At 75.2% G+C, this 12,584-nt stretch carries 11 protein-coding genes; 7 read left to right on the forward strand and 4 right to left on the reverse strand.

Features of this window, described 5'->3' with window-relative positions; genetic code table 11:
• The 3 genes from F7P10_RS08760 to F7P10_RS08770 all read left to right on the forward strand — a co-directional run bounded on the left by F7P10_RS08760 (position 1) and on the right by F7P10_RS08770 (position 1,838).
• Positions 1–651: a response regulator transcription factor gene (locus F7P10_RS08760; RefSeq protein WP_151008894.1), complete on the forward strand. Its 651-nt coding sequence runs from the start codon at positions 1–3 to the stop codon at positions 649–651.
• An 88-nt stretch (positions 652–739) separates the two neighbouring features.
• The gene (locus F7P10_RS08765) at positions 740–1,057 is read left to right on the forward strand and encodes a hypothetical protein (RefSeq protein WP_254716498.1); all 318 of its coding nucleotides are present in this window, start codon (positions 740–742) and stop codon (positions 1,055–1,057) included.
• Positions 1,058–1,145: 88 nt separating this feature from the next.
• Complete coding sequence (locus F7P10_RS08770; RefSeq protein WP_151008896.1) at positions 1,146–1,838, forward strand: DUF4328 domain-containing protein; 693 nt, start codon at positions 1,146–1,148, stop codon at positions 1,836–1,838.
• Here F7P10_RS08770 and F7P10_RS08775 read toward each other — a convergent pair whose 3' ends face one another.
• From F7P10_RS08775 to F7P10_RS08785, 3 genes are all read right to left on the reverse strand, one after another.
• Entirely contained in the window at positions 1,839–5,288 is a 3,450-nt protein-coding gene (locus tag F7P10_RS08775) for a DNA polymerase III subunit alpha (protein WP_151008897.1), read from the reverse strand.
• Positions 5,289–5,292: 4 nt separating this feature from the next.
• The gene (locus tag F7P10_RS08780) at positions 5,293–5,568 is read right to left on the reverse strand and encodes a DUF6504 family protein (RefSeq protein WP_151008898.1); all 276 of its coding nucleotides are present in this window, start codon (positions 5,566–5,568) and stop codon (positions 5,293–5,295) included.
• A 143-nt stretch (positions 5,569–5,711) separates the two neighbouring features.
• Entirely contained in the window at positions 5,712–6,002 is a 291-nt protein-coding gene (locus tag F7P10_RS08785; protein WP_254716499.1) for a hypothetical protein, read from the reverse strand.
• 279 nt (positions 6,003–6,281) lie between these two features.
• On the opposite strand from F7P10_RS08785, the gene F7P10_RS08790 reads away from it, so the two are divergent.
• The 4 genes from F7P10_RS08790 (at position 6,282) to F7P10_RS44105 (ending at position 11,454) form a co-directional block, all read left to right on the forward strand.
• On the forward strand, positions 6,282–6,944 hold the full coding sequence (locus F7P10_RS08790; protein ID WP_151008899.1) for a TetR family transcriptional regulator: 663 nt from the start codon (positions 6,282–6,284) through the stop codon (positions 6,942–6,944).
• A 151-nt stretch (positions 6,945–7,095) separates the two neighbouring features.
• Positions 7,096–8,082, forward strand: coding sequence for a quinone oxidoreductase (locus F7P10_RS08795; RefSeq protein ID WP_151008900.1), 987 nt, complete (start codon positions 7,096–7,098; stop codon positions 8,080–8,082).
• A gap of 51 nt (positions 8,083–8,133) precedes the next feature.
• Positions 8,134–9,525, forward strand: a complete 1,392-nt coding sequence (locus tag F7P10_RS08800; RefSeq protein WP_151008901.1) for a serine/threonine-protein kinase — start codon at positions 8,134–8,136, stop codon at positions 9,523–9,525.
• Positions 9,526–9,624: 99 nt separating this feature from the next.
• Positions 9,625–11,454 (forward strand): serine/threonine-protein kinase, encoded by a 1,830-nt coding sequence (locus F7P10_RS44105; RefSeq protein WP_254716500.1) that lies wholly within the window; start codon positions 9,625–9,627, stop codon positions 11,452–11,454.
• Positions 11,455–11,479: 25 nt separating this feature from the next.
• Here F7P10_RS44105 and F7P10_RS08810 read toward each other — a convergent pair whose 3' ends face one another.
• The gene (locus F7P10_RS08810) at positions 11,480–12,451 is read right to left on the reverse strand and encodes an alpha/beta hydrolase (RefSeq protein WP_176611362.1); all 972 of its coding nucleotides are present in this window, start codon (positions 12,449–12,451) and stop codon (positions 11,480–11,482) included.
• Positions 12,452–12,584: the final 133 nt, after the last annotated feature.

A 12,584-nucleotide genomic window follows, 5' to 3' on the forward strand; every position in this document is an offset into this window, starting at 1 on the left:
GTGACCATCCGCGTACTGATCGCAGACGACCAGGAGATGGTCCGGACCGGGTTCCGGATGATCGTCGACTCGCAGCCCGACATGACCGTCGTCGGGGACGCCGCCGACGGCCGGCGGGCGGTCGAGCTGGCCCGCCGGCTCCGCCCGGACGTGTGCCTGTTCGACATCCGGATGCCCGCGATGGACGGCCTCGAGGCGACCCGGCTGCTCGCCGGACCCGGCGTGCCCGACCCGCTCCGCATCGTGATCGTCACGACGTTCGACATGGACGAGTACGTGTACGGGGCGCTGCGCGGCGGCGCCGTCGGGTTCCTGCTCAAGGACGGCGGCCCGGCGCTGCTGGTGGAGGCGGTCCGGGCGGCGTCCAACGGCGAGTCGCTGGTGTCGCCGTCGATCACCGTCCGGCTGCTGGAGCACCTGGCGCGGCCCCCGCAGGCCCCGCCCGTCCGGCCGCGCGAGGCGCTCACCGAGCGGGAGCTGGACGTCGTCCGGCTCGTCGCGCGCGGCCGGACGAACGAGGAGATCGCCGGGGAACTGTTCGTCTCGCTGTCCACGGTGAAGACCCACGTGGGGAGCATCCACCGCAAGCTCGGCACCCGGAACCGCGTCGAGTCGGCGGCCTGGGCCTGGGAGTCGGGCCTGATGCGCTGATGGGCGCGCGGAGAGCGGAACGGCGAGCGGAACGGCGGGGGGAGCGGCGCTGGCACCGGAGTCGCTGAACGGGCTGCCCACCGCGGTCGTGGCCCTGTGGGCGCTGTGCGGCGGCGGCTGGATCGCGGTCCTGGCGGGCCTGCGGCGCGGGGTGCACGGCCTCGCGCGCGGGCCGTCGCTGTTCGCGCACACGGCCACTCCGGCCGCGGTCGTCCTGCTGTGCGCGCTCGTCGGCCACGGGAACCTGTACGCGACGTGCTGGCTCACCGCGCAGTGGTGGGCGCTCGCGATCGTCACCGGCCTGCGCCCCGAACGGCTCGTGACGTCCGGCGGCCTCGGCCGCCTGGCGGCGTGGCTCGCGCTCACCGCCGTCCTCGCGCACCTGGCGGCGCGGGCGGTGTTCTGAGAACGGTTCGAACCGCCGGCGCCCCGGACAAGTCGTACCTTCGTAGTATCCAGAGAGAGCCGCACCCCCAAGCCCCCGGAGGTCGACCATGCCGTGCGCCCTCTGCGGCGACATCATCCCGACCGAGGTGAACCGCTGCCCGGCGTGCGGAGCGTGGGCCCGGCGGCGCGACTTCCGCGCCGTCGGCGTGGCGGTGTTCATGCTGCTCGGGTTCGACGCGTTCGTCGCCCTCGGCTCGGGCATCAGCCTGCTGCGGATGGCCCATCCGCTGCGCCAGGCCACCCACGGGACCTACGACGCCGAGGCCACCGGCCAGGCGATCGCCCCCTACACCGACGTGTTCACCGTGTACGCGCTCCTCGTCGCCGTCACCGGAACGCTCTACCTGTTCTGGTTCTGGCGGGCCTACGCGCAGTCCCCCGGCCCGCACCGCCACCACCGCGCCTGGACGGTGTTCGGCTGGTTCATGCCGATCGTGAACCTGTGGCTGCCGCCCCGGCTGGTGTACGAGGTGTGGGTCAACAGCGGCCGGTACCGGACCACCGAACGGCAGGCCGCCGGGGCGGTCGTCGCGGCCTGGTGGTGCTGCGCGCTGCTCGGCGTCCTGCTGGCGCAGGCGTTCGCGCACGGCAGCACCGACACCCTCGCCGACGCCCGCGTCGACGTCCACCTCGGCGTCGCGGCGGCCGCCTGCCTGGCCCTGGCCGCCGCGCTGTGCATGGCGAACGTCTTCCAGATCACCCGCCTGCAGACCGGCCGCGAGGTCATCCCGCAGAAGTGATCACGGCGCCGGGCCCGAACTGCCGGTGCTCGCGTGCCAGAGCCGTGCGGGCGGGCGGGACGCCGCCGGCGGGCCCGCGTGGCCGATGTCGGAGTAGGGCGACATCGCGAAGCCGGTCGGCTGGACGATGCGGCGGCCGACGGGCCGTCCGGACGGGCCGGGCCGCGTCATCGCCGCGCGGACGGCGTCCGGTCCGCCGCGCCGCCGTTCCTCCTCGAGGAACGCCAGGTCCCAGCAGGCCGTCGCGGTGATCGACACGGCGCGGCCGCCGGCCCGGCGGATCCGGCCGCGGACGGCCAGCAGCCACGAGCCGAACACGGTGGCGGCGCAGCGGTCCTGCACGGACTCGAAGAACGCCAGGTCGACCGGGCCCGTCGCGTCGTCGAGCGTCGCGAAGATGACCCGCTGCCCGGACCGGACGGCCGGCGTCTGCGTCGCGACCTTCACGCCCGCGACCACGACGTCGCCGCCGGGCGGGCGGCGCGGCAGGTCGGCGGCGGGGACCGCGCGCAGCACGGCCAGCAGGGGCCGGTAGAAGCTCACCACGTGCCGGCTGACGTCCATGCCGAGGATCTCCAGCTCGGCCTCGACGATCTCGGCGGGCGTCATCGGCGGCAGCCCGGTGGACGGGACGTCGCCGAGCGCCGGATCCGCGAGCGGACCGGCCGGCGGACCGGCCAGGAGCGGTTCGAGTTCGCCGTCGTCGAAGCCGAGCGGGAGCTGCCCGTCGGCGACCCCGCCCCGGCGGGGCCGGGCGGTGACGCGCTCGAGCGCACCCACCCGGCACAGCAGATCGCGCCGCGGCACGAGCGAGCCCCCGGCCGGCGGCGCGGGCTCGGGCGCCGGGCCGTACAGGGCGTCGAAGCCGCCGGCCAGGACGAGGCGTTCGGCGATCGGGCGGGACACCCGGGCCCGTCGCCAGAAGTCGGTGAGGGAGCGGTACGGGCGCCCGTCCGCGCGGGCCGCGACGATCGCCTCGACCTCGGCCTCGCTGATGCCCTTGACCTCCGCCAGCGCCACCCGGATCCCGGCCGGGCCGCCCTCCGGCACCGGCTCGACGTGCCAGTCGGCGGTGGAGCGGTTGACGTCCAGCGGTAGGATCGGCACCCCGAAGTGGCGGGCGTCGTCGAGGATGACCCGTTTGGGGTACATGCCGGGGTCGTGGGTGAGGACGCCCGCGTAGAAGGCGGCGGTGTGGTGCCGTTTCAGCCACGCCGACTGGTACGTGGGCAGCGCGAACGACGCGGCGTGCGCCTTGCAGAAGCCGAAGGCGCCGAACGCGGTGAGCGTCCGCCAGACGCGCTCCACGGCGGCCTCGTCGTAGCCGCGCGCCAGGGCCCGCTCGCGGAACCAGGCGCCGATGACGGCCTGGCCCTCGGCGCCGCCGAGGGCGCGGCGCGCGGCCTCGGCGGTCGACAGCCCGCAGCCGGTCATGACGTCCAGCACCCGCAGGACCTGCTCGTGGAAGACGACGACGCCGAGGCTCTCGCGCAGCGCCGGTTCGAGGTCGGGATGCGGGTACTCGGGGGCGCGCAGCCCGGCGCGGGAGTCCAGGAACGGGCTCACCATGTCGGAGGCGACGGGGCCGGGCCGGAACAGCGAGATGTCGATGACGAGGTCGTCCAGGTCGCGCGGCTGGAGCCGGCCGATCAGCTCGCGCTGGCCGGGCGACTCGATCTGGAAGCAGCCGAGGGTGCGGGACGTGCGGATCAGCTCGAACGTGGCCGGGTCGTCGCGCGGGACGGCCTCGAGGTCGGGCCGCGCCCCGGTCGTGCGGTCGATCTCGTCCACCGCGTGCGCCATCGCCGACTGCATCCGCACGCCGATGACGTCCAGTTTGAGCAGGCCCATCGCCTCGACGTCGTCCTTGTCGAACTGGCTCATCGGGAACCCGAGGGCGCTCTCCTCGACGGGGGTGCGGTCGTGCAGGGTCGGGCTCGACAGCAGCACCCCGCACGGGTGCATGGCGATGTGCCGGGGGATCCCGTCGAGGCGCTCGGCGATCCGGTACAGCACCTCCAGGCGGCCCTGGGCGAGGTTGCTCTGCCGCAGTTCCGGCAGGTCGTGCAGGGCGGTGCGGATCTGCCGGGCGCGGATGTGCGGGAACGCCTTGGCGATCGCGTCGATCTCCTGCGGCGGGAGCCCGACGGCGTTGCCGACGTCGCGCAGCGCGCTGCGCGCCCGGTAGGTCTCCATCATCGACACGCAGGCGGTGCCGTCGGCGCCGTACCGGTCGAACAGCGCCCGGTACGCCTCGTGCCGCCGCGCCGACTCGACGTCCAGGTCGATGTCGGGCAGGCCCTCGCGGCTGTCGGCGAGGAACCGCTCCATCAGCAGGTCGTGCCGGAGCGGATCGAGGTCGCCGATGCCGATCAGGTGGTTGACCAGGCTGCCCGCGCCGGAGCCGCGGATCGCGCAGCGGATGCCGCGGGAGCGGATCAGCGCGGCGGCGTCGGCGACCGTGAGGAAGTAGGCGGCCAGGCCCTTGCGGGCGATCACGGCGAGCTCGTCGGCGAGCCGGTCGGCGGCCCGCGCGGAATGCTCCATGCCGCGCCGGGCCAGCCCGTCCGCGCAGCGGGCGGCGAGCCGCGCGTGCGCGTCGCCGTCCACCGCGGGCAGGTGCACCCGGTCCATGCCGAGGTCGCCGTCCGGGTCGAGGACGCACCGTTCGGACAGCCGCCGGGTCGCGGCGAGCAGCGCGCCCGGGTCGTCCCCGGGGCCGCAGCTCAGTTCGGCGACCCGCCGCATCTCCGCGACCGGCTTGAGGTACGCGTGGCCGGTGCGCTCCTCGAGGTGCCGCCGGTCCAGCGGGACGAGCCGGCGCGTGACGTCCAGGACCTGCGCCACCGGGTAGTCGGCCGGGTCCAGGTACCGGACGGCGTTCCCGAGGACGGCCGGGACCCCGGCCTCGCGGGCCAGCGCGAGCATCCGGGCGGCCCGGTGCCCGTCGCCCCGGTCGAAGTGGTTGACGATCTCGACGGCGACCTCGGCGGTCGCGCGCCATCCCGCGAGCCGCCGCGCGGCCTCGTCCGGGCGCCGCTCGGCCACGGCCCGTCCGACGTCCGACGCGGGGCCGAGCAGGACCACCAGCCCCTCGGCGTGCGCGCCGACCAGCTCGCGGGTGACGGCCGGGCCCTCGCCGGACGCGCGCACCGCCGCGTGCCCCGGCGCGTGCGCGGCCGAGACGAGCCGGCACAGCGACCGCCACCCGGCGCGGCCGACCGCGAGCGCCACGATCCGGCCGCCCCCGGCGAGCGCGAGGTCGGCGCCGACGATCGCGCCGATGCCCGCGTCGCGGCACGCCAGGACGTGCCGGACGGCCCCGTACAGGCCGTCGCGGTCGGTGACGGCGAGCGTCTCCAGGCCGAGTTCGGCGGCGCGCTCCACCAGCGCGGCGGGCGGCGCGACGCCGTGGCGCAGCGAGTACGCGGATGCGACGTGCAGATGCATCGTGTCAGTCCCATACCCGGGAAAGCAGCCATGTCTGCGTCGAAACGTCATATCTCAGCTCGTAAACCCCCGTTTCCGCGCCAGGGGAGGCTTCCACGCGCCAGAATTCGCGCTCGCCGAGGACGTCGCCGTCCGGGTCCTGCTCGCGCCACCAGTCGCGGGTCGCGACCCAGTGCTCCAGCACCCGCCGGACGGTGTGGCCCCGGCCGCGCCAGACGAACCGGGCGGGACGCCCGTCCCGCACCGAGACGTCCACGGGATCGCCGAACACGCGCGTCATCTGCCTCCCCCTCGCGTTCACCGCACGGGGGAAGGCATGCGGCATATCGAACATATGTTCGCAAGCGAGTCTAGAGAGGTCGCGGAGCGGGAGGCAAGGCGCCCCCTCCGCGGCCGGCCTGCCGCGCCGCGCCGGGCGGCGCGTCAGGCGAGGAGGCGGGCCAGGCGGTCCGCGACCTGGGGCGCGGCGGCGACGTCGGCGATGCCGCCGCCCGGCCACAGGTAGGACCAGCCGTCCCCGGCCGGAGTGGCGACCACCATGGCGCTCCGGCCGGAGCGGGCGTCGCGGACGCTGAGCACCGACTCCCCCGGACCGGCGAGCCGGCACGCGAGACCGCGCCGCTCCACCTCGTACGCGAGCACCGCGAGATGCCCCCGGCGCACCCGCGCGAGGTCTCGCCCGCCGACGACGGACATGCCGATCACCCGCCTCACCCCGCCGGACGATAACGATGGGCTACCGTTCGGCAACGATTCGTGACCGATCTCAGGATGACCCGAGAAGGCCGCGTGCGCAGCGGAAACCCGCAGAACGGGCCGTGATTTCCGGCCGCCGCGGCCGATGGTCCGCCGCCGCGCGGCCGACACGCGCGGCGGCCCGGTGCCAATCGGAACCGAATAGTTGAATCGTCACGCGCATGGGCGTCGCATCACCGTGATACAAGCTCTGTGAGAGCGGGCGGGGACCGCCCGTGGCAACGGCAGGAGGCAGCGATGACCGCCGACGCGGCGGGCGGTGCGCCGGGGCCCGCGCGCGGCCGCTCCACCGGCGGGGTCCGCGAGCGGAAGAAGCGGCGGACCCGGATGGCGCTGATCGACGCCGCGCTCGAGCTGTTCGTGCGGGACGGGTACGAGGAGACGACGATCGACGAGATCGTCGCGGCGCTGCCGGTGTCGCAGCGGACGTTCTTCCGCTACTTCGCGTCCAAGGAGGACGTCGTCCTCGACCAGGTCTCGGAGCGGTACCGGGCCGTCGAGGAGGCCCTCGCGAAGCGCCCCGCCGGGGAGCGGCCGTTCACCGCGCTGTTCGAGGCGCTGCGCACGGTGCTGCAGACGGTCGCCGCGGGCGACGAGGAGGAGGTCGTCCGGTTCCGCCGGATCCGGCAGGTGATCGAGGCGACGCCCGCGCTGCTGTCGGCGGAGCTGACCGCCTACGCGGCGTCGGAGGGCGCGCTGGTCGGCGAGATCGCGCGCCGCGAGGGCGTCGACCCCGAGCGGGACCTGCGGCCCCGGCTCGTCGTGGCGCTGTTCACGGCGGCGACCCGGGTCGGCTTCGAGGAGTGCTCCCGCCGCGAGATCTGGGACCCCGGGACGATCGCCGCGCGCGTGGACGAGACCGTCGCGCTCGTCGACGCGACCGTCCACGAGTGGATCTGACGCGTCCGGCGGGCGCGGCGGGCGGATACGGGCCGGGCGGGTACGGCGGCGAAGGCGTGGAACAACGCGTGCGAGGGTGCGGTTACCGCGTCCGTAAGCCCGTTGATCGACGGTGCCGTTCCCAGGGCGCCGTTTCCAGAGTGGAGTGAACATGCGCGCGATCGTCGTGTCGGAGAACGGCGGCCCGGAGGTGCTGGAGCCCGCGACGCGTCCGGATCCCGAGCCGGGCCCCGGCGAGGTGCTGATCGACGTCGCGGCGGCGGGCGTCAACTTCATCGACGTCTACTTCCGGACCGGCGCGTACCCGCAGCCGCTCCCCTACACGCCCGGCATGGAGGCCGCGGGGACGGTCGCGGCGGTGGGCCCGGACGTGGACGGGAGCACGGACGGGCGCGCGGCCGGCTTCTCGATCGGCGACCGGGTGGCGTGGTCGAACGTGCAGGGCGCCTACGCGGAGCGGGCCGTCGTCCCGGCGGAGAAGGTCGTCCCGGTACCGGACGGCGTCGGCGCGCAGGACGCGGCGGCCGTCCTGCTGCAGGGCATGACGGCGCACTACCTGACCCGTTCGACCTACCCGGTCCGGGAGGGCGACACGGTGCTGGTGCACGCGGCGGCGGGCGGGATGGGGCTGCTGCTCACGCAGGTCGCGACGATGCTCGGCGCCCGGGTGATCGGCACGGCGTCGACCCCGGAGAAGGCGGAGCTGGCGCGGGGCGCGGGCGCCGCCGAGGTGCTCGGCTACGACGGGTTCGCCGACCGGGTCCGGGAGCTGACCGGCGGCGAGGGCGTCGCGGCCGTGTACGACGGGGTCGGCGCGCCCACGTTCGAGGGGAGCCTGGCGAGCCTGCGGCGGCGGGGCGTCCTGGCGCTGTACGGGGCGGCGGGCGGTCCGGTGCCGCCGTTCGACCCGCAGCGGCTCAACGCGGCGGGGTCGCTGTTCCTCACCCGCCCATCGCTCGCGCACCACACCGCCACCCGCGCGGAGCTGCTCGAACGGTCCGGCGAGGTGTACCGGTGGGTCGCGGACGGGCGCGTGAACGTGCACGTCGGGCACCGCTACGACCTCGCCGACGCCCGCACGGCGCACGCCGATCTGGAGGCCCGGCGCACCACGGGGAAGCTCCTGCTGGTGCCGTGACGGCTTAGAGTGGGCCGGGAGAGCTGATCATCCGAGGAGCCCGTGCCCCCCATGACCGCCACCGTGACAGCCGAACCCCTCGCTCCGGACGAGCCCCGCGTCCTCGGCGCCTACCGCCTGCTCGGGCGGCTGGGCCGGGGCGGCATGGGGACCGTCTACCTGGGCGCGGAGCCCAACGGGCGCCGTGTCGCGGTGAAGGTGATCAACCGGGGGCTGGCCGGGGAACCGGCGTTCCTCGCCCGGTTCCGCCGGGAGGTGGCGGCGGCGCGGCGCGTCCACCGGTTCTGCACGGCGCCGGTCCTGGACGCGGAACTCGACCAGGACCCGCCGTACATCGTCACCGAGTACATCGACGGCCCCAACCTGCACGACGCGGTCCGCGAGCGGGGGCCGCTGCCCGGTTCCGACCTGGAGGGCCTCGCCGTCGGGGTCGCGACCGCCCTGTCGGCCATCCACGGCGCCGGGATCGTGCACCGCGACCTCAAGCCCGCGAACGTCCTGCTGTCCTCCACCGGCCCCCGCGTCATCGACTTCGGCATCGCCCGCGCCCTCGACGCCGCCGACGGCCTCACCCGTACCGGGCAGTTCGTCGGGACGCCGTCGTACATCGCGCCCGAGGTGCTGGAGGGCGCGCCGGTCGAGGGGGCGTCGGACGTCTTCGCGTGGGGCTGCGTGGTGGCGTTCGCCGGGACGGGACGGCCGCCGTTCCGCGGCGAGACGGTCGCGGAGACGTTCCGCCGCATCGGCGCGGAGGAGCCCGACCTGGACGGCCTCGACCCGCGGCTGCGGGAGATCGTCGGGGCGGCGCTGACCAAGGATCCGCGCGAGCGCCCGACCGCGCAGGACGTCCTCGCCCGGCTCGTCGGCCGGGAGAGTCCGAACCCGGAGCGGCTCGCGGAGACGGTCTCGGCGACGTGGGGGCGGCCGGACGGCGCCGCCCCGGCGGACGGCACGGCGGGCGGCACGGCGGGCGGGACCGCGACGGGCGGGCACCCGCTGCCGCCGCCGGTGCCCGCGCCGGACGCGGGCGCCGCCGCACCGCCCGTCCCGCCGCCGGCGCCCGCCCCCGACGCGGCACCGGGCGCCGAACCCGCACCCGCGACGGCGGCCCGCGCGGACGCTGGCGGCGGCGAGCCGACCGTCCTGGTCGACCTGCCCTACCCCGAGGCGTGGCAGGGTCCGCGCCGCTGGCTGACGCTGCTGCGCACCCTGCTGGTGATCCCGCACCTGGTGGTCATGCTGGTCATGTACGTGGTGCTGGTGGTCGTGCTGCTGCCGAGCTGCCTGGTCATCCCGTTCACCGGGCGCTACCCGCGCCCGCTGTACGGCCTCGTGGTCGGCTGCCAGCGGTGGTCGGCGCGGGTCGTCGCGTACGCGTTCGGCCTCACCGGCGAGAAGCTGCCGCCGTTCCGGACGCTGCCGCCCGCCCGGCGCGGACGGTGAACCGCCACTAGGCTTCGGACATCCCATATCACTGAGGACCGCTAGGGTTCTGACGGACAGATCCCCCATTCCCCTTCCCCCCTTTCCCCCAGGATCAGGATGACCACGCACCCAGGAGACAACGGTGAGGCGCTGCGGCCCGGCGACCCCGAGCGGCTCGGCCCCTACCGGCTGACCGGACGGCTCGGCCGGGGCGGCATGGGGACCGTCTATCTGGGAGAGGACGCCGGCGGCCGGCGCGTCGCGGTCAAGGTGATCAACCGGGAGCTGGCCGGGGAGGGGTCGTTCCGGGAGCGGTTCCGGCGCGAGGTGACCGCGGCCCGGCAGGTCCGGCGGTTCTGCACGGCGCCGGTGCTGGACGCCGAACTCGACCGTGACCCGCTGTACGTCGTCACCGAGTACATCGACGGGCCGAGCCTGGAGAAGGCCGTGCAGGAGCGCGGGCCGCTGCCCGGTTCCGACCTGGAGGGCCTCGCGGTCGGGGTCGCGACCGCCCTGTCGGCCATCCACGGCGCCGGGATCGTGCACCGCGACCTCAAGCCCGCGAACGTCCTGCTGTCCTCCACCGGCCCCCGCGTCATCGACTTCGGCATCGCCCGCGCCCTCGACGCCGCCGACGGCCCCACCCGCACCGGGCAGTTCGTCGGCACCCCGAACTACCTGCCGCCGGAGATCCTGCGCGGCGAGCCGATCACCCCCGCCTCCGACGTCTTCTCGTGGGGCTGCGTCGTCGCCTACGCCGGGACGGGCGCCGCCCCGTTCGCGGGCGAGACCGTTCCCGCGATCTTCTACCGGGTGGTGCACGAGGAGCCGAACCTGGAGGCGCTCGACCCCGCGCTGCGGGACGTCGTCGCGGCCGCGCTCGACAAGGACCCCCGCAACCGCCCGTCCGTCCAGGAGCTGCTCGGCCGGCTGGTCGGCACCGGCTCCACCCCGGACCCGGCGACGCTCGCCGAGACGGTCGCGAGCGGCTGGCACGCCGCGGAGGCCGGGGCGGGCGTGCGGGACGCGCCGACGCTGCGGGCGACGTCCGTCCCGGGCGGCGGTCCCACCGCGCCCGGGGGCGCCCGGCCGGCGGGCATGCTCGGCGGCGCCCGGCCGGCGGGCATGCTCGGCGGCGACCCGACCCGCGACGACGCGGCCCCGCGCCCGCCGGCACCGCCCGTGCCGCCCGCGCGCCCGCCGTCGCCCGGTCCGTCGGGCTCGTCCGGAGGTCCGGGCGGCGGGGTCCCGCGCCGGGCGCTGGCCGTCGGCGCGGGCGTGGTCGCGGCCGTCGCGCTGATCGGCTTCGTCGGTTACAAGGTCCTCGGCGGGGGCGGTCCGCCTGACAAGCTCGCGACCGCGTTCAGCGACGACTTCTCCAGCGACGCGTCCGGCTGGTACACCTTCGGTGACGACGCCCTCTACCAGGACGGCCGCTACCGGTTGAAGACCGGCGGCAGCACGGGCGCGCTGTCCGCCAAGGCGCCCAAGGACGAGATCGAGGACTTCCCCGAGCAGGTGCTGGCCTCCGTCACGGTGACCGCCACGGAGGGGCCGCCCGACGCCCGGTACGGCCTGCTCTGCCGCTCCGGCGAGGACGGCGTCAAGCAGTACATGTTCATGATCCGCGTGGACGGCAAGGGCGCCGTGCTCCGCAAGACCAACGGGGATCTCGGCAACAAGGAACTCGCGACCGTCGACTCGGTTCCGGGATTCGACGGCGAGGGCCCGAACGAGGTCCAGGCGGCCTGCGAGGTCCAGGACGACGACGAGAAGAGCGTCCGGCTGCGCCTCTGGGTGAACGGGGACCGGGTCTTCGACGAGACCGACTCCACGCAGCCGCTCCCGAACGGCAAGGTGGGGCTGCAGGTCCAGCGGGGCGGCAACCAGGCCCAGGACATCGGCGTCGAGTTCGACGACTTCGACATGTCGAAGATCCTGGAGTAGCCGCCGGTCCTCGCGGGCCCGGAGGTCAGCGGGCCGGTTCGGGCGGGAGGTACCCGTTCGTCCAGCGGGCCAACTCCTCGAACACCCGGCCGCGCACGGGCTCGGCCGACAGCACCAGGTCGTGCAGGCCGCCGTCGATGCGGACGAGCGTCACGTGCGGGCCGAGCCGGGGCGCCCAGCGGGCCATGTGCTCGACGTCCAGGATCGCGTCGGCGCCCGTGACGTCCGGCGCCCGGCGGGACGGGCGGACGCTGCGGGCCGACGCCATCACCAGCACCGGGACGTCGATCGCGAGGCCGCGGTGCAGCCGGAGCTGCCCGCGCCGGACGGCGTCCAGCCAGGCGGCGCGGACGGGGAAGCCCAGCAGCGGCTTCCAGGCGAGGTCGAAGTCCCATTCGCCCTCGTGCTCGCGGTGCAGGCTCCGGGCGTAGAGGTCGGACAGCCCGGCGGGCAGCGGCGCCTTCGGGAACCGGGGGCGCAGCGCGCGGGCCAGCCCGGCGCCGATCTTGCGCACCGGCCAGGGCTCGTTGACGTCCAGGAACGGGCTGTTCAGGAACACGCCGTCGATCAGGCCCTTCCCCCGGACGCGGTCGGCGTACAGGGCGGCGACGAGACCGCCGGTGGAGTGCCCGTTGAGGAGCACCGCGCCGTGCTCGTCCCGGTCCCGGACGATCCGGAGGGCCGCGTCGATCTCGGGGAAGTACTCGGTGAGGCTCTCGATGTAGTTCGGGGTCTGGTGGGGCCGCAGCGAGCGCCCGTACTTGCGCAGGTCGAGCGCGTAGAAGTCGAACCCGAGGCCGGTGTAGAAGTCGGCCAGGTGCCGCTGGAAGAAGTAGTCGACGAACCCGTGCAGGTAGAGCACGGCGCGGCGGGACGGCTCGGGGCGGCGGCGCCGCACCAGCGTCGCGACGACCTCGCCCTCGGCGTCCCGGCCCATCGGCAGCTCGATCGCCTCGTAGCCGGGGCCGAGCACGTCCCGCGCCGCGTCCTCTCCCATCCCGGGGCCTCCTCGTTCTCGATCTTGACTGGGAGCCCTCAGCGTACGGCGTCCGCCCGCCGCCCGTATTTCGGATGCCCTCAATGTCGGATATCGACACTCGGGCAGGTCACCTAGGGTGGGTCCGTCCCAG

The sequence above is a fragment of the Actinomadura sp. WMMB 499 genome (genome assembly GCF_008824145.1).
In the GTDB taxonomy this organism is placed as follows: Bacteria; Actinomycetota; Actinomycetes; order Streptosporangiales; family Streptosporangiaceae; genus Spirillospora.